Annotated in this window: 27 protein-coding genes; 20 read left to right on the top strand and 7 right to left on the bottom strand. The window is 60.6% G+C overall.

Annotated features, from left to right (window positions below; genetic code table 11):
• Nucleotides 1-145: 145 nt before the first annotated feature.
• The gene (locus GM676_RS28385; protein WP_170304378.1) at nucleotides 146-1,135 is read right to left on the bottom strand and encodes a S41 family peptidase; all 990 of its coding nucleotides are present in this window, start codon (nucleotides 1,133-1,135) and stop codon (nucleotides 146-148) included.
• 51 nt (nucleotides 1,136-1,186) lie between these two features.
• Here GM676_RS28385 and GM676_RS28390 point away from each other — a divergent pair, with 51 nt between their 5' ends.
• The 14 genes from GM676_RS28390 to GM676_RS28455 all read left to right on the top strand — a co-directional run bounded on the left by GM676_RS28390 (nucleotide 1,187) and on the right by GM676_RS28455 (nucleotide 11,030).
• The gene (locus GM676_RS28390) at nucleotides 1,187-1,963 is read left to right on the top strand and encodes a uracil-DNA glycosylase family protein (protein ID WP_155467686.1); all 777 of its coding nucleotides are present in this window, start codon (nucleotides 1,187-1,189) and stop codon (nucleotides 1,961-1,963) included.
• Between the two features lie 103 nt (nucleotides 1,964-2,066).
• The gene (iscR, locus tag GM676_RS28395; RefSeq protein ID WP_155467688.1) at nucleotides 2,067-2,546 is read left to right on the top strand and encodes a Fe-S cluster assembly transcriptional regulator IscR; all 480 of its coding nucleotides are present in this window, start codon (nucleotides 2,067-2,069) and stop codon (nucleotides 2,544-2,546) included.
• 19 nt (nucleotides 2,547-2,565) lie between these two features.
• On the top strand, nucleotides 2,566-3,822 hold the full coding sequence (locus GM676_RS28400) for an IscS subfamily cysteine desulfurase (protein WP_155467690.1): 1,257 nt from the start codon (nucleotides 2,566-2,568) through the stop codon (nucleotides 3,820-3,822).
• A 24-nt stretch (nucleotides 3,823-3,846) separates the two neighbouring features.
• Nucleotides 3,847-4,230 carry a Fe-S cluster assembly scaffold IscU gene (gene iscU / locus GM676_RS28405; RefSeq protein WP_155467693.1) on the top strand — a complete coding sequence of 128 codons (384 nt, stop codon included), beginning with the start codon at nucleotides 3,847-3,849 and terminating at the stop codon, nucleotides 4,228-4,230.
• Between the two features lie 41 nt (nucleotides 4,231-4,271).
• Nucleotides 4,272-4,595 carry an iron-sulfur cluster assembly protein IscA gene (gene iscA, locus GM676_RS28410; RefSeq protein ID WP_155467696.1) on the top strand — a complete coding sequence of 108 codons (324 nt, stop codon included), beginning with the start codon at nucleotides 4,272-4,274 and terminating at the stop codon, nucleotides 4,593-4,595.
• Nucleotides 4,596-4,601: 6 nt separating this feature from the next.
• Nucleotides 4,602-5,114 (top strand): Fe-S protein assembly co-chaperone HscB, encoded by a 513-nt coding sequence (gene hscB / locus GM676_RS28415; protein WP_155467699.1) that lies wholly within the window; start codon nucleotides 4,602-4,604, stop codon nucleotides 5,112-5,114.
• 23 nt (nucleotides 5,115-5,137) lie between these two features.
• Nucleotides 5,138-5,635, top strand: coding sequence for a hypothetical protein (locus GM676_RS28420; RefSeq protein ID WP_155467703.1), 498 nt, complete (start codon nucleotides 5,138-5,140; stop codon nucleotides 5,633-5,635).
• The gene (locus tag GM676_RS28425) at nucleotides 5,632-6,048 is read left to right on the top strand and encodes a hypothetical protein (protein WP_155467706.1); all 417 of its coding nucleotides are present in this window, start codon (nucleotides 5,632-5,634) and stop codon (nucleotides 6,046-6,048) included. Before GM676_RS28420 ends, GM676_RS28425 begins: the two co-directional genes overlap by 4 nt.
• Nucleotides 6,049-7,929 carry a Fe-S protein assembly chaperone HscA gene (gene hscA, locus GM676_RS28430; RefSeq protein ID WP_155467709.1) on the top strand — a complete coding sequence of 627 codons (1,881 nt, stop codon included), beginning with the start codon at nucleotides 6,049-6,051 and terminating at the stop codon, nucleotides 7,927-7,929.
• 18 nt (nucleotides 7,930-7,947) lie between these two features.
• Nucleotides 7,948-8,289 (top strand): ISC system 2Fe-2S type ferredoxin, encoded by a 342-nt coding sequence (gene fdx / locus GM676_RS28435; RefSeq protein WP_155467712.1) that lies wholly within the window; start codon nucleotides 7,948-7,950, stop codon nucleotides 8,287-8,289.
• Between the two features lies 1 nt (nucleotide 8,290).
• Complete coding sequence (iscX, locus tag GM676_RS28440; protein WP_155467715.1) at nucleotides 8,291-8,485, top strand: Fe-S cluster assembly protein IscX; 195 nt, start codon at nucleotides 8,291-8,293, stop codon at nucleotides 8,483-8,485.
• Nucleotides 8,472-9,353, top strand: a complete 882-nt coding sequence (locus GM676_RS28445) for a class I SAM-dependent methyltransferase (RefSeq protein ID WP_155467718.1) — start codon at nucleotides 8,472-8,474, stop codon at nucleotides 9,351-9,353. The genes iscX and GM676_RS28445 overlap by 14 nt, the downstream gene beginning before the upstream one ends.
• Nucleotides 9,350-10,360, top strand: a complete 1,011-nt coding sequence (gene ltaE / locus GM676_RS28450; RefSeq protein WP_155467721.1) for a low-specificity L-threonine aldolase — start codon at nucleotides 9,350-9,352, stop codon at nucleotides 10,358-10,360. Before GM676_RS28445 ends, ltaE begins: the two co-directional genes overlap by 4 nt.
• Entirely contained in the window at nucleotides 10,353-11,030 is a 678-nt protein-coding gene (locus tag GM676_RS28455; protein WP_211923309.1) for an RNA pseudouridine synthase, read from the top strand. The genes ltaE and GM676_RS28455 overlap by 8 nt, the downstream gene beginning before the upstream one ends.
• Here GM676_RS28455 and GM676_RS28460 read toward each other — a convergent pair whose 3' ends face one another.
• The 5 genes from GM676_RS28460 to GM676_RS28480 are packed head-to-tail and all read right to left on the bottom strand — an operon-like array spanning nucleotide 11,031 to nucleotide 15,409.
• Nucleotides 11,031-13,148: a prolyl oligopeptidase family serine peptidase gene (locus GM676_RS28460; protein ID WP_155467727.1), complete on the bottom strand. Its 2,118-nt coding sequence runs from the start codon at nucleotides 13,146-13,148 to the stop codon at nucleotides 11,031-11,033.
• 52 nt (nucleotides 13,149-13,200) lie between these two features.
• The gene (locus GM676_RS28465; RefSeq protein ID WP_155467731.1) at nucleotides 13,201-13,701 is read right to left on the bottom strand and encodes an RDD family protein; all 501 of its coding nucleotides are present in this window, start codon (nucleotides 13,699-13,701) and stop codon (nucleotides 13,201-13,203) included.
• Nucleotides 13,691-14,425: a DUF3106 domain-containing protein gene (locus tag GM676_RS28470; RefSeq protein ID WP_155467735.1), complete on the bottom strand. Its 735-nt coding sequence runs from the start codon at nucleotides 14,423-14,425 to the stop codon at nucleotides 13,691-13,693. The genes GM676_RS28465 and GM676_RS28470 overlap by 11 nt, the downstream gene beginning before the upstream one ends.
• A gap of 4 nt (nucleotides 14,426-14,429) precedes the next feature.
• The gene (locus GM676_RS28475) at nucleotides 14,430-14,843 is read right to left on the bottom strand and encodes a DUF3619 family protein (protein ID WP_155467739.1); all 414 of its coding nucleotides are present in this window, start codon (nucleotides 14,841-14,843) and stop codon (nucleotides 14,430-14,432) included.
• Nucleotides 14,840-15,409, bottom strand: a complete 570-nt coding sequence (locus tag GM676_RS28480) for an RNA polymerase sigma factor (protein ID WP_155467742.1) — start codon at nucleotides 15,407-15,409, stop codon at nucleotides 14,840-14,842. The genes GM676_RS28475 and GM676_RS28480 overlap by 4 nt, the downstream gene beginning before the upstream one ends.
• A gap of 445 nt (nucleotides 15,410-15,854) precedes the next feature.
• On the opposite strand from GM676_RS28480, the gene GM676_RS28485 reads away from it, so the two are divergent.
• From GM676_RS28485 to ilvC, 3 genes are read left to right on the top strand one after another with little or no spacing between them, the layout of a single operon-like run.
• Nucleotides 15,855-17,585, top strand: a complete 1,731-nt coding sequence (locus tag GM676_RS28485) for an acetolactate synthase 3 catalytic subunit (RefSeq protein WP_155467744.1) — start codon at nucleotides 15,855-15,857, stop codon at nucleotides 17,583-17,585.
• A 1-nt stretch (nucleotide 17,586) separates the two neighbouring features.
• A complete protein-coding gene (ilvN, locus tag GM676_RS28490) occupies nucleotides 17,587-18,078 on the top strand; it encodes an acetolactate synthase small subunit (protein ID WP_155467747.1) in 492 nt (163 codons plus the stop codon).
• Between the two features lie 50 nt (nucleotides 18,079-18,128).
• Nucleotides 18,129-19,145 (top strand): ketol-acid reductoisomerase, encoded by a 1,017-nt coding sequence (gene ilvC, locus GM676_RS28495; protein WP_155467749.1) that lies wholly within the window; start codon nucleotides 18,129-18,131, stop codon nucleotides 19,143-19,145.
• Between the two features lie 44 nt (nucleotides 19,146-19,189).
• Here ilvC and GM676_RS28500 read toward each other — a convergent pair whose 3' ends face one another.
• Nucleotides 19,190-19,438 carry a hypothetical protein gene (locus GM676_RS28500; RefSeq protein ID WP_155467751.1) on the bottom strand — a complete coding sequence of 83 codons (249 nt, stop codon included), beginning with the start codon at nucleotides 19,436-19,438 and terminating at the stop codon, nucleotides 19,190-19,192.
• Between the two features lie 298 nt (nucleotides 19,439-19,736).
• Here GM676_RS28500 and GM676_RS28505 point away from each other — a divergent pair, with 298 nt between their 5' ends.
• From GM676_RS28505 to pssA, 3 genes are read left to right on the top strand one after another with little or no spacing between them, the layout of a single operon-like run.
• Nucleotides 19,737-20,501: an SIMPL domain-containing protein gene (locus GM676_RS28505; protein ID WP_155467753.1), complete on the top strand. Its 765-nt coding sequence runs from the start codon at nucleotides 19,737-19,739 to the stop codon at nucleotides 20,499-20,501.
• Between the two features lie 53 nt (nucleotides 20,502-20,554).
• Nucleotides 20,555-21,307, top strand: a complete 753-nt coding sequence (locus GM676_RS28510; protein ID WP_155467755.1) for an SIMPL domain-containing protein — start codon at nucleotides 20,555-20,557, stop codon at nucleotides 21,305-21,307.
• Between the two features lie 55 nt (nucleotides 21,308-21,362).
• Nucleotides 21,363-22,241, top strand: a complete 879-nt coding sequence (pssA, locus tag GM676_RS28515; protein ID WP_155467757.1) for a CDP-diacylglycerol--serine O-phosphatidyltransferase — start codon at nucleotides 21,363-21,365, stop codon at nucleotides 22,239-22,241.

The raw sequence follows: 22,241 nt of genomic DNA on the forward strand, positions 1-22,241 counted from the left end.
AGTCGATATCCTGAACATGTTGCGGGTTTTGGTTTTTGAGTTTGGCGACTACGGGTATACGCCCGTTAACCAATACCTGCAACACCTCCTGGCTTATTCAAGCAAATTATTCCGGACACTAGTGGGCCTGCGCCGGAACGACATGCTAGCGTCCGATGGCCGCCTGCGCTAACGCCAGGGCCGCATTCAGCGCTTGCTCCGGTGCCGTCATGTGATCCGGCTGCACGCCGGTGCCTTCCCAGTTGGCGCGGGTGATCACATTGCTGGCGCGCGTCATCGCCACCGAAGTCTGCAACTGCCGCGACACGCGCTGTTTGACGCTGACGCGCGCATCGCCCGCGGTTGGCGAGCCGACCACCACCGCGCGCTTCACGTACTGTTGCAAATCGTAGGCAAACGCCTCGGCCGCGCCACTGGTGCGGTCGTTCACCAGCAGGTAAAGCGGCTTCATGCCGCCATAACGCCGGCCGGCCACATCGGCGCTGGTCCAGAATTCCTCCACCACGCGGCCCGAGCGATCCAACTGGTCGTGCAGATGGATCTGCTTGTCCTTGAAGAAGTAGCTGCGCCGGTCCTCCAGCAGATAGCTGGACAACAAGGCGCCCATGGCCTGGCCGTCGCCACCCGCATCGCGCAGATCGATGATCAGCGCCGCGCAATCGGCAGCCTGATCCATGAAGCGCGCGGCGGCATCGGCCGCCGGCCGGGTCAGCGGCGCAAAGCGGCTGATTTGCAGATAGCCGATGTGCGCACCCAGCGTTTCAAATTTATGCAGGCCGAAGTTGTCCGCCGATTGCACCGGCGGCTGCGGACGCTGGCGCTCGTCGGCCAGATCGTAAGGCACGTATTCCAGATAAGTGTGACGGTCCGGCGCGATGGCGGCGACATCGCGCGTCAAGCGGATCGCCAGCGCGCGCGCCGTGGTTTGCTGGTCATACTCGCCGCGCGCCAGGCGCTGGCGGATATCGTCGGCCGCCGCCTTGGCGCGGGCCGGATCGACATGCTGCGCCGTCAGCCGCCGCGCAAACTCGTTGACCACATGCGCGCGGGCAGGCGCATCCAGTGCCTCATCCAGCACCTGCGCCTGCGTGGCCGCCGCAACGGTGAGCGCAGCGGCAGCAATCCACCGTTTCAAATCTTTCCCCATAAGTTACAATCTTACCTTTCCCCGAAAGCTTCTTCCTCAATGACGATCCCGACCACCATTCTGGAGGCGCTCGACCGCGCCGATATTTCCTGGCGCCCGCTGCTGCTCAAGGGGCTGGAAGCCATGATGGCCGCCACGCCGGACTATCTGCCGCAACTGGCGCAGGATCAATACCTGCCGACCGGGCAGCGCCTGTTTGCCGCGTTCGCACTGCCCCTGAATAAGGTGAAGTATGTACTAGTGGGCGAGGGACCATATCCGCGAGCAGAAAGCGCAACCGGCGTCTGCTTTATGGATGGGGCGGTTGGCAGCCTGTGGTCGGAGGAGGTGGGGGGCGGCCTGTCCAAGCCGGTCAACAAAGCAACCTCGCTGCGCAACTTCATGAAGATGCTGCTGGTGGCGGATGGCCAGCTCCAGCTGGACAACACTGCCGGGGAGGCCATGGCGGCGGTTTCGGCGCGCGCGCGCAGCGGCGCCGGCAGTCACATCCTGACCTTGGCCGACATGCAGCAAAAGCTGACCGAACAGGGCTTCCTGCTGCTGAACGCTTCGCTGGTATTCCGCAGCCACGTCGCGCCGGCCAAGGACGCCAAGGCCTGGCTGCCGTTCTTTGAAACGGTGATGGCGGGCCTGGTCGCGCAAGCTGCCGTCGTGCCAACCATGGTTCTGTGGGGAAAAATCGCTGAACTGCTGAGCAAGTTGCCGGTAATGAAAGATTTCCCGCAAATCACTGCCGAGCACCCTTACAACCTTAGCTTTATTGGTAATAAGGATATGCACACACTGTTCCAGCCCATGCAGTTGCTGAGGGGGTGACCAGCAAGCTTCATTAAAGTTTGGTATACTTGACTAATTCGATCAACTAATCGGACTTTGCGATTAGCGAAGAGGTCGATATTTTAACCCAACCGAGGTAGTGATGCGTCTGACCACCAAAGGCCGTTTTGCTGTGACTGCGATGATCGATTTGGCGTTGCGCCAAGGCAAGGGTCCTGTCACGCTGTCCGGCATCAGCCAGCGTCAGGCGATTTCGCTGTCTTACCTGGAGCAGCTGTTTGGCAAGCTGCGCCGCCACGAGATCGTTGAATCGATCCGCGGCCCGGGTGGTGGCTACAGTCTGGCGCGCCGCGCCGACAAGGTCACCGTGGCCGACATCATCATCGCCGTGGATGAGCCGCTTGACGCGACCCAGTGCGGCGGCAAGGAAAATTGCCATGGCGCGGACGCGGCCAGCGGCGCCCGCTGCATGACCCACGAACTGTGGGCCACGCTGAATGAAAAGATGGTTGATTACCTGGATTCCGTGTCGTTGCAGGATCTGGTCGATCAACAAAAGCAGAAGAACGCTGAGCAAAACGTGGTGGTCATGCCTCGCAACGGCAACCACGCCGCGCTGTAAGCCCTAACGGAGTAACCAGATGAACGCCCCAGAAAAAAACATCGCTGACGTGAAATTCCAGACCGCGCCGCACTTCCCGATCTACATGGACTACTCGGCCACCACGCCGATCGATCCGCGCGTCGCCGATGCGATGATTCCTTACCTGCGCGAGCAGTTCGGCAATCCAGCCTCGCGCAGCCACATGTATGGCTGGACCGCGGAAAAGGCGGTGGAAGAGGCACGCGGCCACGTCGCGGCGCTGGTCAATGCCGACCCGCGCGAAATCATCTGGACCTCGGGCGCGACCGAATCGAATAACCTGGCCATCAAGGGCGCGGCGCAGTTCTACAAAACCAAGGGCAAGCACATCATCACCGTGAAAACCGAGCACAAAGCTGTGCTGGACACCGTGCGCGAACTGGAGCGCCAAGGCTTTGAAGCGACCTACCTGGAACCGCAGGACAATGGCCTGATCACCATCGAGCAGCTGACCGCCGCCATCCGTCCGGACACCATCCTGATCTCGGTCATGCTGGTCAATAACGAGATCGGCGTGATCCAGCCGATCGACCAGATCGGTGAACTGTGCCGCTCGAAAGGCATCATCTTCCACTGCGACGCCGCGCAAGCGACCGGCAAAGTGGTGATCGACCTGCAAAAAACCAAAGTCGACCTGATGACCTTCACCGCCCACAAAACCTATGGCCCGAAAGGCGTGGGCGCGCTGTACGTGTGCCGCAAGCCGCGCGTGCGTATCGAAGCACAGATGCACGGTGGTGGCCATGAGCGCGGTCTGCGTTCCGGCACGCTGCCAACCCACCAGATCGTCGGCATGGGCGAAGCCTTCCGCCTGGCGAAAGTGGAAATGGACACCGAAATCGCCCGCATCAAAGCGCTGCGCGACCGTCTGGCCAAAGGCCTGCAAGAGATCGAAGAGACCTACATCAACGGCGACATGGAGCACCGCGTGCCGCACAACCTGAACGTGAGCTTCAACTACGTTGAGGGCGAATCGCTGATCATGGCCGTGAAAGACCTGGCGGTATCGTCGGGTTCCGCTTGTACTTCGGCCTCGCTGGAACCATCTTATGTGCTGCGCGCCCTGGGCCGCAGCGACGAGCTGGCGCACAGCTCGATCCGTTTCACCATCGGCCGCTTCACCACCGAGGCCGATATCGACTTCGCGATCGAACTGATGAAGTCCAAGGTCAACAAACTGCGTGAACTGTCGCCGTTGTGGGATATGTTCAAAGAAGGCATCGATATCAATTCGATCCAATGGGCAGCCCACTAATTTTTAAGATACAGGAGCATCAAAATGGCTTACTCGGATAAAGTACTGGACCACTACGAAAACCCACGCAACGTCGGCGCGTTTGAAAAAGGCGACGACAGCGTAGGTACCGGCATGGTCGGCGCGCCAGCTTGCGGCGACGTGATGAAGCTGCAAATCAAGGTGGGCGCGGATGGCGTGATCGAAGACGCCAAGTTCAAAACCTATGGCTGCGGTTCGGCCATCGCATCGAGCTCGCTGGTGACCGAATGGGTCAAGGGCAAAACGCTGGATCAGGCGCTGGCCATCAAGAACACCCAGATCGCCGAAGAACTGGCGCTGCCGCCAGTGAAGATCCACTGCTCGATCCTGGCGGAAGACGCCATCAAGGCAGCTGTTCAGGACTACCAGAACAAGCACGCAGCGTAATTACGACGTCGCCCCGGTACGCCGGGGCGCGGGAGAATCAAATGGCAATCACCCTGACCGAAAAAGCAGCAAAGCACATCAACCGCTACATCGAGCGCCGCGGCAAGGGCATCGGTTTGCGTTTTGGCGTGCGTACCACCGGCTGCTCGGGCATGGCCTACAAGCTGGAATACGTGGACGAAGTGACCGCCGAAGACAGCGTGTTCGAATCGCACGGCGTGAAAGTGTTCGTCGATCCGAAAAGCCTGCCGTACATCGACGGCACGGAACTGGACTTCGCCCGCGAAGGCCTGAACGAAGGCTTCAAGTTCAACAACCCGAACGAGAAAGACGCTTGCGGTTGCGGTGAAAGCTTCCGCGTCTGACACGTCATGCAGAATCACTTTGAACTCTTCAATCTGCCACAGCAGTTTGCCGTAGACGCGGGGGCGCTGGACAGCGCCTACCGCGACGTGCAAAGCCGCGTCCATCCCGACAAATTCGTCAGCGCCACCGACGCCGAAAAGCGCGTCGCCATGCAGTGGGCCACCCGCGCCAACGAAGCCTACCAGACCCTGAAAAATCCGCAGAAGCGCGCGCAATACCTGTGCGAGCTGAATGGCGTCGATTTGCAGACCGAGTCGAATACGGCCATGCCGATGGCGTTCCTGATGCAGCAGATGGAGTGGCGTGAAGAGCTGGGCGACGCCCGTGCCGCCAAAGATAGTGACGCGCTGGAGTCGCTGGACGACCAGCTGCGCAAGGCCCGCAAGCAGCAGCTGGCGCAGATCGAACAGCAGATCGGCGCGGGTGATTTCCACGCCGCCGCCCAAGGCGTGCGCGCGCTGATGTTCCTCGAAAAATTTAAGGAAGAGATAGAGCAGAGTTTCGCAGCCATCGAATAAAACCAATATTGGAGCGAGGCATCATGCTTGAGACTGGATGGCAGGCCTTTCAAGATTTTACGAGCACCTATGCAAATGGACTGCATTCCTTTGCAGAGCTGATCAAGATCATTGGTGCTTTCGCCTCATTTTACGCCTTGCTTAAGCTAAGAAAGATTGAGCACAGATATTTGTTCAAGGCGACTATTCCCGGATTGATCGAAAACATCGGTAAATCGCTTAGTCTGATAAATGAAGGTTTACTTGAACCGGAAAACAATCATACTCAAACTCAGCAGGCGCTGAATCACTTGCTCGCCGATGTGAAGACGGTTCAGCGAAGAGTGAAGGGCGACTCTGCGATCGCTGCGAAACGTTTAGTCACGTTGATGCGTCGAATTGGGTTTGAACCTTATTTTTGGCAGCGGCAGATTGTGAGGGAATTGACCGGGGCAGAATTGCTGGAGATATATGTGCAGGCAAGCGGCCTTGTGAGGCTGCTTGCCAACGACTTGGACGGCAGCGCTTGGAGTTCCAAATGAGTGAAGATAAATTCGATCAGGCGATCCTGAAGATTTTCAAGTTGACGCACTCGGGAGTAATTGAGTGGAGCAAATCCACTCCCCCAGAGAGCATTGCCGGAGGGAGCGACTCTGTCATCTCTGTTTATTTTGAGGCGACATATCAAGGGCGTACGCTAGGTCTGTTTCACGAGCGCTTTCGGCGGCAGGGGGGCACTCTTGGCATGGCCCGGACCATCGCTGAACTCACTGGTATAGCTGCTGATTCAAGCCAGTGGGGCGAGCGAGCCCGTTTGGTTCTTTTATATGAGGACGGGGCGGTGGCCTACTCTTTTCCATACTCAAGAGTCACGAAGGACTTGTTGGAAACCGTGCGTTATAAAACATCGGGAGTTGATCAATTCCTGGACGAATTACTGAATACTGAAAACTAAATGGCACTTCTGCAAATTTCCGAACCCGGCATGTCCACCGCACCGCACCAGCATCGTCTGGCGGTGGGGATCGACCTGGGTACCACCAATTCGCTGGTGGCGACTGTGCGCAACAGCATTCCAGAAGTGCTGAACGACGAAGACGGCCGCGCGCTGCTGCCGTCCGTGGTGCGCTATCTGCCTAACGGTCACGCCAACATCGGCTACAAGGCGCAGGCTGCGCAGACCACCGATCCAAAGAACACGATCGTCTCCGTCAAGCGTTTCATGGGCCGCGGCCTGGCGGATATCGCTTACGCCGAGAATTTGCCGTATCAATTCGTGGATGCTCCCGGCATGGTGCAGCTGAAAACCATCGCTGGCGTAAAGAGCCCGGTCGAGGTGTCGGCACAAATTCTGGCCACACTGCGCCAGCGCGCCGAGGACTCGCTGGGCGACGATCTGGTGGGCGCGGTGATCACCGTGCCAGCTTACTTCGACGACGCGCAGCGCCAGGCCACCAAGGATGCCGCACAACTGGCCGGCCTGAACGTGCTGCGCCTGCTGAGCGAGCCGACGGCGGCCGCCATCGCCTATGGCCTCGATAACGGTTCGGAAGGCGTGTACGCCGTCTATGACTTGGGCGGCGGCACCTTCGACATCTCCATCCTCAAACTGAGCAAAGGCGTGTTTGAAGTGCTGTCCACCGGCGGCGACTCCGCGCTGGGCGGCGACGACTTCGACCACCGCCTGTTCTGCTACATTCATCAGGAAGAAAAACTGGCGCCGTTGTCGGACGAAGACACCGCGCTGCTGATGGTGAAATCGCGCGAAGCGAAGGAACTGCTGTCCACCAAATCCGAAGTGATCGTGGACGCCGCGCTCAAGTCGGGCGAACAGGTACACATCACGATCACCGCAGAGAAGTTCCAGGAGATCACCAGGCACCTGATCGAAAAGACCATGAAAGCCATCAAGAAAGCGCTGCGCGACGCCAATGTCGATGCGGACGACGTCGATGGCGTGGTCATGGTCGGCGGTGCGACCCGCATGCCGCACGTGCACCGCGCGGTCAGCGAATACTTCCATACCACGCCGCACGCGAACATCGACCCGGACAAGGTTGTGGCGCTGGGCGCGGCGATTCAGGCCAATCTGCTGGCCGGCAACCGCGCGCCGGGCGACGACTGGTTGCTGCTGGACGTGATTCCGCTGTCGCTGGGCATCGAGACCATGGGCGGCCTGGTAGAGAAAATTATCCCCCGCAATTCGACCATCCCATGCGCCCGCGCGCAGGAGTTCACCACCTTCAAGGACGGCCAGACCGCGCTGGCGGTGCACGTGCTGCAAGGCGAACGCGAACTGGTGGCCGACTGCCGCTCGCTGGCGCGCTTTGAATTGCGCGGCATTCCGCCGATGGCGGCAGGTGCGGCGCGCATCCGCATCACGTACCAGGTGGATGCGGACGGTCTGCTGTCGGTATCGGCACGCGAACTGCGCTCGGGCGTGGAGTCGTCCATCACCGTCAAGCCGTCGTATGGTCTGGGCGATGACGACGTGGCGCGCATGCTGCAAGACTCGCACGCATCGGCGGCGGTCGACATGCAGGCGCGTGCGCTGCGCGAAGAGCAGGTGGAAGCGGAACGCATCCTGCTGGCCACGCAAGCCGCGCTGGACGAAGATGCCGCATTGCTGTCGGACGAGGAACGCGTCGCCGTCGATGCGCTGATGGCGAAGACCCGCGAGATCGTCGCGCAATCGCAGACCGGCGCGGTGGACCATCAGGCAGTGAAGGCGGCGGTTGAAGCGCTGGCCCACGGCACCGAAGAATTCGCATCACGCCGCATGGACCGCAGCGTGCGCAGTGCACTGGCGGGCAAGGCGCTCGACCAGGTCGTTTAAATAAACTTAGAGCTCAACATGCCACAAATCGTATTCCTCCCTCACGCCAAACTGTGCCCGGACGGCGCGGTTGTTGAAGCCCCAGCCGGCAAAACCCTGTGCGACGTCATGCTGGACAATGACATCCACATCGAGCACGCGTGCGAGAAATCCTGCGCCTGCACCACCTGTCACGTGCTGGTGCGCGAGGGCTTCAATTCGCTGAACGAAGCCAGCGAAACCGAAGAAGACCTGCTGGACAAGGCCTGGGGCCTGGAAGCCGTGTCGCGTCTGTCGTGCCAGGCCGTGGTGGCGGACGAAGACCTGGTTATTGAAATTCCGAAGTACACCATCAATCACGCAAGCGAAGGCGGGCACTGATATGAAGTGGACTGACATCACCGCGATTGCGGAAGCGCTGTACGACAAGTATCCGGACGTCGATCCGGCCACCATCCGCTTCACCGATCTGCACAACAAAATCATCGACCTCGAAGAGTTCGATGACGACAAATCGCGCGGTGGTGAGAAAGTCCTTGAAGCAGTTCAGCAGGCGTGGATCGATGAAGCCCAGTAAGCAACCGAAAATCGGCGCCACCGTCACCAGCGCCGACAACATGCCGGAAATCCGTGAAGGCCAGACCGTAGCGCTGCTACAGGAGCTGCACATCCTCACGCGCGACGGCAAGATGAATCAGGACAGCCGCCGCAAGCTGAAACAGGTCTACCACCTGTATCAGTTCATTGAGCCGTTGCTGAAAGAAGTGTTGGAGTCCAAGGATAACGTCACGCTGGTGGACCATGGCGCCGGCAAGTCCTACCTCGGCTTCATCATCTACGACCTGTTCTTCAAGGCGCTGCAAAACTCGCACATCTACGGCATTGAGACGCGCGAAGAGCTGGTGGCGCGCTCGCAGGAACTGGCGCGGAAATTCAACTTCCCCGGCATTTCCTTCCTGCCGCTGTCGGTGGCCGAGTCCACCGAGTCGACGCTGCTGCCGGAGCAGATCGATGTCGTCACCGCGCTCCACGCCTGCAACACGGCGACCGATGACGCCATCCAGTTCGCATTGAAGAAAAAGGCCAGGCACATCGTGCTGGTGCCATGCTGCCAGGCCGAAGTGGCTTCGGTCCTCAAGAAAAACAAAGGCCAGTCGCTGGGTAAATCCGCGCTGACCGAAATCTGGCGTCATCCAATTCACACGCGTGAATTCGGCAGCCAGATCACCAACGTGCTGCGTTGCCTGCAACTGGAAGCGCACGGCTACAGCGTCACCGTGACTGAACTGGTAGGCTGGGAGCATTCGATGAAGAATGAACTCATCATTGCCACGTACAAGAATCTGCCGCGCAAGCGTCCGGCCGAACGCCTGAAAGAGGTGCTGGAGACCGTGGGCCTGCAAGAGATGCATACCCGTTTCTTCGCCGAAGAAGAGGTGGCATGATGGAGTGGCTCGACCTGCGTAGCGACACCGTTACGCGCCCCAGCGCTGCCATGTGCGCGGCCATCAACGCCGCCGATGTTGGCGATGACGTCTACGGCGACGACCCGACCGTCAACCGCTTGCAGGAGTACGCGGCTGATTTGTTCGGTTTTGAAGACGCGGTGTTCGCGCCGTCCGGCACGCAAAGCAATCTGCTCGCGCTGCTGGCGCATTGCGGCCGTGGCGACGAGTATCTGGTCGGCCAGGAAGCGCATACCTACCGCTACGAAGGCGGCGGTGCCGCGGTGCTGGGTAGCATCCAGCCGCAGCCCATCATCAACCAGGCCGATGGCAGCATAGCGCTGGCCGATATCGCGTCCTACATCAAGCCGGACGATTTCCACTTCGCGCGCACCAAGCTGCTCGCGCTGGAGAACACCATCAACGGCCGCGTGCTGCCTATGGAGTATGTGCAGCAGGCGACGCAATTGGCGCATGACAAAGGCCTGTCCACGCACCTCGACGGCGCGCGCGTCTGCAACGCCGCCGTCAAGCTGGGCGTGAGTCCGCGTGAGATCACGCGCGGCTTCGATTCGGTGTCGGTGTGCCTGTCCAAAGGCCTCGGCGCGCCGGTCGGTTCGGTCCTGCTGGGCACCAGGCCGTTCATCAAAGAGGCCAAGCGCTGGCGCAAGATGCTGGGCGGTGGCATGCGCCAGGCCGGCGTCATCGCGGCCGGCGGCTTGTACGCGCTGGAGCACAACATCCCGCGCTTGCAGGAAGACCACGACAACGCGGCTTACTTCGCCGGCGAGCTGGCGAAGATGAAAGGCCTCAAAGTCAGCACGCCGCAGACCAATATCTTCTACGTCGACATTCCGCAGTTCGTGCTGAAAGGGCTGGAGGATGTGCTGGAACTGACGCGCATCCGTCTCTCGCTGTCGCAGCGCACGCGCATCGTCACGCACATGGACGCCTCGCGCGACGCTATCGACCGCGCCATCACCGTGTTTGGAGACTTTTTTGGATAACGACGATACCGTACGCCTGAACAAGCGCGTCGCCGAAGAGCGCGGCTGTTCCCGTCGTGAGGCGGAGCTCTACATCGAGGGTGGCTTTGTCAGCGTCGATGGCGAAATCGTGGAAGAGGTGGGCGCGCGCGTGACGCCGGAACAGCAAGTCAGCGTCGCAGCCGACGCCACGCTGCTGGAAATCACGCCGGTGACCATCGTGCTGCACAAGCCTGCGGGAGCGGCGCAACCGCTGCACCTGCTGAATGCCGATTCGCTGACGCGCACCGTGCCTGGCAAGCGCTTCCTCAAGCGTCACATCACGGGGCAGGAGCAGATGGTGCCGCTGGACGCCAAGGCCAGTGGCCTGGTCGTCTTCACGCAAGACTTCCGCGTCAACCGCAAGCTGAGCGAGGACACGCTGGAACAGGAAATCATCGTTGAAGTCTCCGGCCAGATCATTGAAGGCGGCTTGCAGCAGCTGAATCAGATCAACGGCAAAGTAAGCTGGCAGAACGAAACGCGCCTGCGCTTCGCCATGAAGAACGCCAAGCTTGGATTGATCGAAAAACTGTGCAAGGAAGTCGGCCTGAAAGTGCTGTCCATGAAGCGCATCCGCATTGGACGCATCTCCATGGCCAGCTTGCCGGCAGGCGAATGGCGCTACCTGCAAGACTACGAGAAGTTCTGATTATTTTCCGGTCTGCGACAGGATGAAGGCATAAGTATCCGCCGCCTCCGCATCCTGTTGCGCGCGCGTCGAGCCCATGCCGTGGCCGGCGTCGAAATCCACCCGCAACAACACAGGCTTGCCGCTGGCCGTCGCCGCTTGCAGGCGCGCCGCCATCTTCGCCGGATGGAAGGGCGCCACGCGCGGATCGGTCACGCCGGTGGTCAGCAGCACCGCCGGGTATTTGGTCCCGTCCACCACTTGCTGATAGCTGTCGATGCTCTTCAAGGCCTTGAAGCCTGCTGGATCGGCAATCGCACCCCATTCAGGTTCTTCGCCGTAGCCATTCTGCTCCGCCACGTAGCGCAGCGGATTGTGCCAGCCCACGCCGGACACCACGGCCGCAAACAGGTCCGGACGTTCTTCCAGCGCGCGGCCCATGGTGATGCCGCCGGCTGAACGTCCGCCGATAGCCTGATACGCCGGCGAGGTGTAGCCCTTGGCCTGCATGTCCTCGCACACGGCGATCAGGTCGCGCCAGGTGTTCGGTTTATTTTCCAGCTGGCCGGCGCGATGCCACTCGCGGCCAAACTCGCCGCCGCCGCGCACATTGGCGTAGCCGATGACGGCGCCTTGATCCGCCAGTGCCAGCAAGCGGCCGACAAACGCCGGCGTGTAAGCCGCCGCGCCATAGCTGCCGTAGGCTTGGACGAAGGCTGGATTTTTGCCGTCCAGCTTCAGGCCCTTTTTGTAGACCAGGCTATACGGAATCTGCGTGCCATCCTTGGCGGTGGCGAAGCGGCGTTCGGTGGCGTAGCCACTGACGTCAATCGCCGGTTTGGGCGTGATGCCGGTGTCGGCCACCTTGCCGTCCGCGCCCACCGACCAGATGCCCGCAGGTTGCAGCCAGCCGGTGAAGATGATCAGCGCGCCCGGCGTCTTGTCGTCGGCGTCGACTTCGCGCAGCGTGCCGTCGAAGGGCAGGGCGATGTCGGCCAGTTTACCGTCCGTGCCCAGGCGTTGCAGCTTGCCGATGCCGCCGTCCATGGCGCGGATGTACAAGCCATCCTTGGCGCGCGCGACGCCTTGCAGCACCAGTGTCGATTCGGGCATCACTTCCTGCGCGTTGGGCAGCGATGGCTTCGACGCGGAGGTTTTCAACAGGCGGCCGCGCGGGTGCTTGTGATTGGATAGCAGGTACAGGTCGTCGCCTTGCAGATTGAAGTCGGTTACCTCGTCATCGAAGTTGGCGGCCTGCTGCCATTTGGCCTTGCCGCGCAAGACGTCTTGCAGCGGCGCGGTGTAGAGGCGCCGCTCTTTGCGCACGTCGGCCAGCATCAGCACCGCGACGTTGGTTTGCGTGGACGCGAGCACCAGCGGCACCTGGATCTTTTCATACTGAACAGCGGCGTCGAGGCCGCGCTTCATCAGCACCGGGTCCTTGTCAGGGTTGGCGCCCACTTTGTGGAAGCGCGCTTGCGAGTCGAGGAAACGCTCCGGCGTGTTCACTTTGCCGGTCAGCTGATTGTAGAAGAAGCCGGAGCTGTCGGCCAGCCAGCTGGGGCTGGCGTATTGCGTGTTGGCGATGTGCTCTTTCAGCACCGTGCCGCTGCGCACATCCATGATGTACAGCACCGAGTCTTCACTGCCGTCTTTCGACAGGCCGTACACCAGTTTGCTGCCGTCCGGCGAGGCGCGCCACCAGTCGAGCGAGACATGGCTGGTCTTGGTATCGAGCTTGGTCGGGTCGACCAGCACCCGGTCCTTGCCGCCTTCGCGCACGAACAGTTTGAAGTTGTTGGAGCCGACCGGGCGTTGCTGGTAGAACAGGCGGGCGCCGGCCTTTTGCACCTCGGCCGGACTGGCGATGTCGCCGGACAATTGCTGAATGCGCTTCAACAGCTCATCGCGCCTGGGCAATTGATCGAGGACAGCGCGGGCGTGGGCGTTTTGTTGTTTCAGGAACGGCAGCCAGTCCGGGTCCTTGTCGTTTTCCATCCAGCGGTAGCGGTCGGTGATGGTCTCGCCGAAATAGGTGTCGGTGACGGCTTCGACGCGGGCAACAGGGGCGGGCGGAAGGTCGGCGGCGGCCGCGCTGGCGGCGAGCGCCAACAGCGCGCCGTAGATGGCAGGTTTCATTTTCGGTCCCTCATGGCAGAAAAGCCTATTCTGCCATGAAAGATTGCGAAAATTACACTTTCTTTTTCTTTTCCGGCGGCGGCAGCTGCACCATGCGCGTGCCGGCCAGTTTGTCGTGCAGGAACTGGCGGTCCTTGTCGAAGAAGGCCGTCAGCGACCACAGCAGGATGCCGGCGAAGATCGCGCCCAGCGCCTGCCAGCGGTGCAGGTCCAGCGCCAGCGCCACGATCAGCGCCGGCAGCACCCACATCCAGCTCAGCAGATAGCGCAGGGCGGCGGCACGCGGGGACACGCGATTGCCATTCTTGCACAGCAGCTTCATGCGCCAGGTTTTCATGGCCAGCGTCTGGCCGTCGCGGCTCCACTGGTGAATGAAATAGAAGCCCAGCACCACGAAGGCCAACGCCTGCCGCATGTGCTCGACCAGCGGCGTGTGGCTGGCGCGGGTGGCGATCTCAAAAATCAGGAACGGCAGGAACAGCACGGCAAAGCCGAGCAGCGATTCATACACCATCGAAATCAGGCGGCGCTTGACGGTCGGGTTATTTGACATCGGTGGGCGCCGGTGGCGTCGGCTGGGCGGGCGTGGTGGATGGCGTCGCCGTGCCGGTCGGCACCGGCGTCACGTTGGAAGCGTTCGGCAGCTGCGCGTTCGGATCGGCGGCAGGGGCGGGGACCACAGGCGGCACCACCGGCGTCGCCACGCCCGGCGAACTGGTCGGCTTGGCCGGCTTGATCGGCGCCACGGTGGCGGCCTTGGCCTGTGCCGGCGTCGGCAGATTGGCGACTTGTTTCTTGGTGGCCGGCTTGGCCGCCAATTCCTTCTTCTGCTCGTCCGGCAGCTGCTGGTAGGATTCCCACGAGGTCGACTTCTGCGCCGGGTCCAGCTTCTGCGCGCGGGCGAAATTCTGGCGCACCTGGCGGCGTTCTTCCGGCGTCATGCGCACCCATTCGCGCATGCGTTCCTGCACGCGCACCTGCTCATCGGGCTTCATCCTGGCGTAGCGCCTGGCGATGCCCAGCCATTTCTGCTTGCGCACCGGCTCCATGGTGTCCCATTCGCCGGCGAGCGGTTCCAGCGCCTGCTGCTGGGCAGGCGACAAATTCTTCCACAGGACTTTTTCCGGCGCGGTGGCGCCGCTCTTGCCGGTGACCGCGGCCACCGGCGCCTTCACCAGTTCGGGCGCGTCCGGCCGATTGGCGACCCATGCCGCGCCCGCTGCTGCTACCGCTACCACCACTCCAGCGCCCAGTTTGGCGCGACCGCTCCATGCCATACGCTTACTCGCTTTGCGACAGATAGGCGTTGAAGCCGTGGTCCAGGTAGGCGTTCAGCGGCAGCTCGTCCGACAGCACGGCCGCGTCGATCTCGGCCAGGTCGGCGATGCGTTCCTGCTGCTCGTACTGGTAGATGCCGATCATGCCGATCACCAGGGCCAGCGCCGGCACCGCCATGCTGACCCGGCCCAGCCAGGCAAACTGCGAGAAGAAGCCGCTGATGCCGCCGCCGGCGACAGCCAGATCAGCCTTGGTAACCCGCACGGAGAGCGGCTGCTCCACATGGGCCTTCTTGCGCGCGAGCGCCATCTTGCGCGCCTGAGCCAGGCGGTCTGTGGTCGAAGCGGGCAGCTCGTCCAGCTTTTCATTGAGCGCGTGGCGCACTTTGTAAGCGAAATTCAGATCGTCGGTGTTCATAATTTAATTCCCTTGGCTTGCAGCGCCTCGGCCAGCGCGTGAGTTGCTCGTGAGCAATGCGTTTTGACGCTGCCTTCTGAGCAGCCCATTGCCTCGGCCGTTTCGGCCACATCCATGTCCTGCCAGTAACGCATGAGGAAGGCTTCGCGTTGACGCGCCGGCAGTTTTTGTATTTCTGCCTCGATAAGGGCGAGCGTTTGCTGGCGTTCCACCTTGTCGGCGCCCGATTCGGCGGCCTCGGTGCCGGCTTCGGCGGCATACGATTCGAGTATATCAAAGTCCTCGTGCTCGTCGCCCGAGGGGCCCATGCCGGAAAACAGGCTGACCCAGCTGTTACGGACTTTTTCCCTGCGGAAATAATCGAGGATGGTGGTTTGCAGGATACGCTGGAACAGCATCGGCAGCTCGGCGGCCGGCTTGTCGCCGTATTTTTCGGCGAGCTTGATCATCGCGTCCTGCACGATATCGAGAGCGGATTCGTCCTTGCGTACTGCGTAGACGGCTTGTTTGAAGGCCCGGCGTTCGACGTTTTCGAGGAAGTCGGATAATTCTTTGTCTGTGGCCATGCGTTGGGATGTTTTGAACTGTGGCGCATGCTAGCAAAAAACCTCCTGTTTTGCATGGTTTTACATCAAAAACGATCAATTTCCAAATTATCCCTTGCTGAAAAGGGTATGGCGGTGTTACCGTATGGGACGCTTTGAACAACCCCGAAGCTCTATGGTCTGGTCGCAGCAGGCACACAACGCCGCAATCGACACGACGCGCTTTCATTTAGTAGGCAGTTTGCTCTCGCCCACGCCACAAGCGTGAGAGGTATGCAACACCACTACGGAAAACCCGGCCAAACGAGAGTTTGCGCTAGCATCGCTTTGCACGCCACTACGGTTGGCGGAAGAGGCAGTGCGACCGCATAAATAAAGGGAAGCCAGGCAGAGCTGTAGCGGTATTCATACCCCGTCAGGACAGAGCATCCGATCAATCTCCTATGGACCTTGAAAGGAATGTTTCATGAATACCGAAGCATCTAGTTCACAACTTACTGGCGCGGAAATTGTCGTGCGCTGCCTGGCCGAAGAGGGCGTTGAGCACGTCTTTGGTTACCCTGGCGGTGCCGTACTCTACATCTACGACGCCATCTTCAAGCAAGACAAATTCCAACACATTCTGGTACGCCACGAGCAGGCTGCGATCCACGCTGCCGACGCATACTCGCGCTCGTCGAACAAGGTCGGTGTTGCACTGGTCACGTCCGGTCCGGGTGTTACCAATGCAGTGACGGGCCTGTCCACCGCGTACATGGATTCCATCCCGATGGTGGTGATCTCCGGCCAGGTGCCGAGCCACGCGATCGGCCAGGATGCGTTCCAGGAATGCGACACGGTCGGTATTACCCGTCCGGTGGTCAAGCACAATTTCCTCGTCAAGGACGTCAAGGACTTGGCCGAGACCATGAAGAAAGCCTTCTTCATCGCCCGCACCGGCCGTCCAGGCCCTGTGCTGGTCGATATTCCGAAGGATATCTCCATGCATAAAACGAGCTTCTCGTACCCGAAAGAGGTCGAGATGCGTTCGTACAAACCGGTAGACAAAGGCCACTCCGGCCAGATCCGCAAGGCGGTGCAGCTGCTGCTGCAAGCCGAACGCCCGATGATTTACACCGGTGGCGGCGTGATCCTGGCGAATGCCTCGCCGGAACTGAATAAACTGGTCGACAAACTGGGCTTCCCGGTCACCAACACGCTGATGGGCCTGGGCGCGTACCGCTCCAGCGACGAGAAATTCGTCGGCATGCCGGGCATGCACGGGACCTACGAAGCCAATATGGCGATGCAGAACTGTGACGTGCTGATCGCCATCGGCGCGCGTTTCGACGACCGCGTGATCGGCAACCCGAAACACTTCGCCTCCAACCCGCGCAAGATCATTCACGTGGACATCGATCCGTCGTCGATCTCCAAGCGCGTGAAGGTGGACATTCCTATCGTCGGCAACGTCAAGGACGTGCTGGTCGAATTCCTGGCCCAGCTCGATGCGGCGGATGCCAAGCCGAACGCGCCTGCGCTCAAGGACTGGTGGAAGCAGATCAACGAATGGCGCGGCAAGGACTGCCTGAAGTATTCGGGCTCCGATCTGGTCATCAAGCCACAAGCCGTGGTGGAAAAACTGTGGGAAGTGACCAAGGGCGACGCCTTCATCACCTCCGACGTCGGCCAGCACCAGATGTGGGCCGCGCAGTACTACGGCTTCGACAAGCCTAAGCGCTGGGTCAACTCGGGCGGTCTGGGCACCATGGGCGTGGGCCTGCCATACGCCATGGGCGTGCAGATGGCGAATCCTGACGCCACGGTGGCTTGCATCACCGGCGAAGGTTCGATCCAGATGAACATTCAGGAGCTGGCGACCTGCAAACAGTACCACCTGACGCCGAAGATCATCATGCTGAACAACCGCTTCCTGGGCATGGTGCGCCAGTGGCAGCAGATCGACTACGGTTCGCGCTACTCCGAGTCCTACATGGACTCGCTGCCGAACTTCGAGAAGCTGGCCGAGGCCTATGGCCACGTCGGCATGCGCATTGAAAAACCGGGTGACGTGGACGGCGCGCTGCGCGACGCCTTCGCCATGAAAGACAAGCTGGTCTTCATGAACTTCATTACCGACCAAGGAGAAAACGTCTGGCCGATGGTGAAAGCCGGCAAGGGCCTCTCTGAAATGCTGCTGGGTTCGGAGGATCTCTAACATGCGACACATTATTTCTGTCTTGCTGGAAAACGAAGCCGGCGCGCTGTCGCGCGTGGTGGGCCTGTTCTCGGCCCGTGGCTACAACATCGAAACGCTGACCGTGGCGCCGACCGAGGACCCAACCCTGTCGCGCATGACCATCGTCACCACCGGCTCGGATGACATCATCGAACAGATCACCAAGCACCTGAACCGCCTGATCGAGGTGGTGAAGGTGGTGGACCTGACCGAAGGCCAGCACATCGAACGCGAACTGATGCTGATCAAAGTGCGCGCGGTGGGCAAGGAACGCGAGGAAATGAAGCGCACCGCCGACATCTTCCGTGGCCGCATCATCGACGTCACCGAAAAGAGCTACACGATTGAACTGACCGGCGCCAAGAGCAAGCTCGATGCGTTTATCGATTCGATCGACCGCGCCTCCATCCTGGAGACGGTCCGTACCGGCGGTTCCGGCATCGGACGCGGCGAACGCATCCTCAAAGTCTAAGCAAGATCAAGCAACACGCATCTCATATAACGAATTTACTAGGAATGAACATGAAAGTTTTCTACGACAAAGACGCTGACCTCTCCCTGATCAAAGGCAAAAACGTGGCCATCATCGGCTACGGCTCGCAGGGCCACGCACACGCGCAAAACCTGAGCGATTCGGGCGTGAACGTGACCGTCGGCCTGCGCAAAGGCGGCTCGTCCTGGAACAAGGTCGAGAAAGCCGGCCTGAAAGTCGCGGAAGTGAACGACGCAGTGAAAGCCGCCGACGTCATCATGATCCTGCTGCCGGACGAGAACATCGCCCAGGTGTACAACGAAAACGTCGCGCCGAACGCCAAGCAGGGTGCAGTGCTGGCCTTCGCCCACGGCTTCAACGTGCACTACGGCCAGGTTCAGCCGCGTGCCGACCTGGACGTGATCATGGTTGCGCCGAAGGCCCCGGGCCACACCGTGCGCGCCACCTACACCCAGGGTGGCGGCGTGCCGCACCTGATCGCCGTGTACCAGGACAAGTCCGGCATCGCCCGCGACATCGCCCTGTCGTACGCCTCGGCCAACGGCGGCGGCCGTGCCGGCATCATCGAAACCAACTTCCGCGAAGAGACCGAGACCGACCTGTTCGGCGAGCAGGCGGTTCTGTGCGGTGGCGCGGTTGAGCTGATCAAGGCGGGCTTCGAGACCCTGGTGGAAGCCGGCTACGCGCCAGAGATGGCCTACTTCGAATGCCTGCACGAGCTGAAACTGATCGTCGACCTGATCTACGAAGGCGGCATCGCCAACATGAACTACTCGATCTCGAACAACGCCGAATACGGCGAGTACGTGACCGGCCCGCGTGTGGTGACCGAAGACACCAAGAACGCCATGCGTCAGTGCCTGAAAGACATCCAGACCGGTGAATACGCTAAATCGTTCATCCTGGAAAACAAAGCCGGCGCCCCGACCCTGATCTCGCGCCGCCGCCTGACCGCCGAGCACCAGATCGAAGAAGTCGGCGCCAAACTGCGCGCCATGATGCCTTGGATCGCCAAAAACAAAATGGTTGACCAGTCGAAGAACTAATCAGTTCCTCCTCACGCAAAAAAGCCGGCTTCGCGCCGGCTTTTTTATTTCTGGAATTGATAAGCGAGGATGCAGAGCAGGACCAGGCAAGCGATGCCGACGACCATGGTGAAGGCGCCGGAGACGATGAGCTTGCCATCGGCACGGGTGTAGATGACAGTCGAGCTGTAGATCGCTTCCTTGGGCGTCTCCGCGCGAGCGCGCCCCAGTGAGACGATGGGAATGACGACCTGGCCCACGCCGTAGAACACGACATCGAATAGTAGCGGCACGAAAAATTCCAGAATCGCCATCGTCAGCCTCCTGATGAAATCGCATCATAGCAAGCTTCCCGCCCCCCTCAATTAGCGCATCCTTAAGCTTCAATTCGGGGTCAGCTCTGTCATTTGGACAGCCGTACCAGTTCTTTGATTTATCTCAATACGCGGAAATGGCCGTTTTCGCGTGTTGATATATCTCAAACATTTGTGCTGAGTGTCCGAATGTCAGATCTGACCCCGAATCTGTTACATATGGTCACTATGTCTTACAGGTATGTTTTGTGAATTCGGGTAAAGTGCGGCTTGTCGTAACTTTAACTTTGGAGCCCGCATGACTATCTTGAAAAACTTCGCTGCCGTTGCTGCCATCACCTCGATCGCGCTGGCCGCGCACGCCGCTCCGACGGAATCGCTGCCGACCACCGGCGCGCTGGTGGTGGTGCCAGCCTACGGCGAAGTGAAACACGCCAATGACCAAGCCGTCGTCACGCTGGCCATTGAAGAACAGGACAAGGACAAAGCCGCCGCCGCATCGCGCGTCAATCAGAAAATGAAGCAGGGCCTGGACATCGTCAAGAAGGAAGACCCGCAAGCCGGCCTGAAAACGCAAGGCTATTACACCTACCCGGTCTACCCGGAGGAGCGCGTGCTGCCGAATGGCCAGCCGGTCAAACAACGCGTGCCCACCGCCTGGCGCGTCGGCCAGTATCTGGAGGTGACCACCACCAATCTCGATAAACTGCCAAAAACCGTGGCAGCCGCCCAGAAGATCCTGACCCTGAACGGCATCAACTTCGGCCTCACGCCTGAAGCCACCAAAAAGCTCGATGACCAGCGCATCGCCGCCACCTACCAGAACCTGAACGAGCGCATCGGCTTCATCGCCACCGCCATGGGCCGCAAGGTGGGCGACGCCGTGCTCGATACGGTCGACTTTGAGGGCTCCGGCAATTACACCGAGGCGCGCCCGGCCGCCGAACCGGTGATGATGCGCCTGTCGAAAGCCGCCGACAACACGAATGTGGCCGAGCCAAGCTTCGAGCCGGGCGAGACCACCCTGCAAATGCATCTGGTCGGCAAGGTGCGATTCAAGTAAGTCCGCAGTGTTTGAGGTAAAGTATTATTTTTATCTCAACACTGGAGCTTGCCATGAAATACCTTGTTGCCGCCGCCCTGGCGGCCTGTGTTTTGTCCGTCCATGCGCAATCGCTGTCCACCGCCGGCACGCTGGTGGTGGTGCCGGCTTTCGGCGAGGTCAAGCGCGCCAACGACCAGGCCACGGTGACGCTGTCGGTTGAAGAGATCGACAAGGACAAGGCCGCCGCCGCCTCGCGCGTCAACACGAAAATGAAGCAGGGGCTGGAGATCGTCAAGAAGGCCGATCCGCAAGCCAGCCTGAAAACCCAGAATTACTACACCTATCCGGTCTATCCGGAAGAACCGCCGCTGCAACCGGGCCAACTGCGCAAGCCGCGCGTGCCAACCTCGTGGCGCGTGGGCCAATCCCTGCAAATGACGACATCCAATTTGGACAGTCTGCCGCGCACCGTCGCTGCTGCCCAGGCCATCCTCAGCCTGAATTATCTGCATTTCAGTCTGACGCCCGAGGCCACGCGCCAACTGGAGGATCAGCGCATTGCCGCCACTTATCAGAACTTGAATGAGCGTATCAACTCGATTGCCAAGGCCATGGGCCGCAAGGTCAGCGACGCGGTGCTCGATACGGTGGACTTCGAGGGCTCCGGCAACTACAGCAACCGTGTGGAAGTGAGCGGCTCGCGCGCGCTGGCCATGGCAGCCGCACCGGCGCCGCCACCCGCGCCGAGCGTGGCCGAGCCAAGCTTCGAGCCGGGCGAAACCACGCTGACGATGCGACTGGTGGGTAAGGTGCGCTTCAAGTAAGCGGGCGCCTCCTCTATAATGGTGGCGCAACTCAGATAACCAGAAACGGACCACTATGCCCAACTTTCCCCGCCGCCGCGCCAAAAACAGCGCGGCCCAAGCCAAGCTGCCCAAAACGTCGCGTTTCAGCCGTTTTGCACGCCGCGCCCGCGGAGAGGATCTGGACCGTCCGCGCCATCGTGGCATTTACCTGTTGCCGAATGCCTTCACCACGGCCGCGCTGTTCTGCGGTTTCTACGCCATCGTCATGGCGATGAATCAGAAATTTGAGCACGCCGCCTGGGCCATCTTCATCGCCATGGTGCTCGATGGACTGGACGGCCGCGTTGCCCGCCTGACCAACACGCAGAGCGAATTCGGCGCGCAGTACGATTCGCTGTCGGACATGGTGTCCTTCGGCGCCGCGCCGGCGCTGGTGATGTATGAATGGTCGCTGCGCGGCCTGGGCAAGCTGGGTTGGATCGCCGCCTTCGTCTACTGCGCCGGCGCCGCCCTGCGCCTCGCGCGCTTCAATACCAATATCGAAGTGGTGGACAAGCGCTACTTCCAGGGCATGCCCTCGCCGTCGGCCGCCGCGCTGATGGCCGGTTTCATTCTGATGATCCTCGATCTGGAAGCCGACGTCTCCGGCCTGGAGATGGCCTGGGTCTCGTGGGGCATCGCCATCTTCGCCGGCCTGACCATGGTCAGCAACGTGCCGTTCTATAGTTTCAAGGATGTGAACTTCCGCAAGCCAGTGCCATTCATCGGCGTGTTCCTGATCGCGCTTGGCCTGGCGCTGATTGCGATCAAGCCGGCGGCCACACTGTGGCCTCTGTTTGCGATTTACGGCCTGTCGGGTTACGGGGTCGCTGCGTGGCGCGCGGCCAAAGGCAAGAAGGTCAGTCTGATCCAGACCGAGATGGACAGCGACGATCCGAGCGAGCGTCATTAA

This window comes from Duganella radicis (assembly GCF_009720825.1).
Classification (GTDB): Bacteria; Pseudomonadota; Gammaproteobacteria; order Burkholderiales; family Burkholderiaceae_D; genus Rugamonas; species Rugamonas radicis.

Coding starts and splice junctions, on each gene's coding strand:
- GM676_RS28390 (WP_155467686.1), top strand. CDS start 1,187: ATGACGATCCCGACCACCATTCTGGAGGCGCTCGACCGCGCCGATATT.
- iscR (WP_155467688.1), top strand. CDS start 2,067: ATGCGTCTGACCACCAAAGGCCGTTTTGCTGTGACTGCGATGATCGAT.
- GM676_RS28400 (WP_155467690.1), top strand. CDS start 2,566: ATGAACGCCCCAGAAAAAAACATCGCTGACGTGAAATTCCAGACCGCG.
- iscU (WP_155467693.1), top strand. CDS start 3,847: ATGGCTTACTCGGATAAAGTACTGGACCACTACGAAAACCCACGCAAC.
- iscA (WP_155467696.1), top strand. CDS start 4,272: ATGGCAATCACCCTGACCGAAAAAGCAGCAAAGCACATCAACCGCTAC.
- hscB (WP_155467699.1), top strand. CDS start 4,602: ATGCAGAATCACTTTGAACTCTTCAATCTGCCACAGCAGTTTGCCGTA.
- GM676_RS28420 (WP_155467703.1), top strand. CDS start 5,138: ATGCTTGAGACTGGATGGCAGGCCTTTCAAGATTTTACGAGCACCTAT.
- GM676_RS28425 (WP_155467706.1), top strand. CDS start 5,632: ATGAGTGAAGATAAATTCGATCAGGCGATCCTGAAGATTTTCAAGTTG.
- hscA (WP_155467709.1), top strand. CDS start 6,049: ATGGCACTTCTGCAAATTTCCGAACCCGGCATGTCCACCGCACCGCAC.
- fdx (WP_155467712.1), top strand. CDS start 7,948: ATGCCACAAATCGTATTCCTCCCTCACGCCAAACTGTGCCCGGACGGC.
- iscX (WP_155467715.1), top strand. CDS start 8,291: ATGAAGTGGACTGACATCACCGCGATTGCGGAAGCGCTGTACGACAAG.
- GM676_RS28445 (WP_155467718.1), top strand. CDS start 8,472: ATGAAGCCCAGTAAGCAACCGAAAATCGGCGCCACCGTCACCAGCGCC.
- ltaE (WP_155467721.1), top strand. CDS start 9,350: ATGATGGAGTGGCTCGACCTGCGTAGCGACACCGTTACGCGCCCCAGC.
- GM676_RS28460 (WP_155467727.1), bottom strand. CDS start 13,148: ATGAAACCTGCCATCTACGGCGCGCTGTTGGCGCTCGCCGCCAGCGCG.
- GM676_RS28465 (WP_155467731.1), bottom strand. CDS start 13,701: ATGTCAAATAACCCGACCGTCAAGCGCCGCCTGATTTCGATGGTGTAT.
- GM676_RS28470 (WP_155467735.1), bottom strand. CDS start 14,425: ATGGCATGGAGCGGTCGCGCCAAACTGGGCGCTGGAGTGGTGGTAGCG.
- GM676_RS28475 (WP_155467739.1), bottom strand. CDS start 14,843: ATGAACACCGACGATCTGAATTTCGCTTACAAAGTGCGCCACGCGCTC.
- GM676_RS28480 (WP_155467742.1), bottom strand. CDS start 15,409: ATGGCCACAGACAAAGAATTATCCGACTTCCTCGAAAACGTCGAACGC.
- GM676_RS28485 (WP_155467744.1), top strand. CDS start 15,855: ATGAATACCGAAGCATCTAGTTCACAACTTACTGGCGCGGAAATTGTC.
- ilvN (WP_155467747.1), top strand. CDS start 17,587: ATGCGACACATTATTTCTGTCTTGCTGGAAAACGAAGCCGGCGCGCTG.
- ilvC (WP_155467749.1), top strand. CDS start 18,129: ATGAAAGTTTTCTACGACAAAGACGCTGACCTCTCCCTGATCAAAGGC.
- GM676_RS28500 (WP_155467751.1), bottom strand. CDS start 19,438: ATGGCGATTCTGGAATTTTTCGTGCCGCTACTATTCGATGTCGTGTTC.
- GM676_RS28505 (WP_155467753.1), top strand. CDS start 19,737: ATGACTATCTTGAAAAACTTCGCTGCCGTTGCTGCCATCACCTCGATC.
- GM676_RS28510 (WP_155467755.1), top strand. CDS start 20,555: ATGAAATACCTTGTTGCCGCCGCCCTGGCGGCCTGTGTTTTGTCCGTC.
- pssA (WP_155467757.1), top strand. CDS start 21,363: ATGCCCAACTTTCCCCGCCGCCGCGCCAAAAACAGCGCGGCCCAAGCC.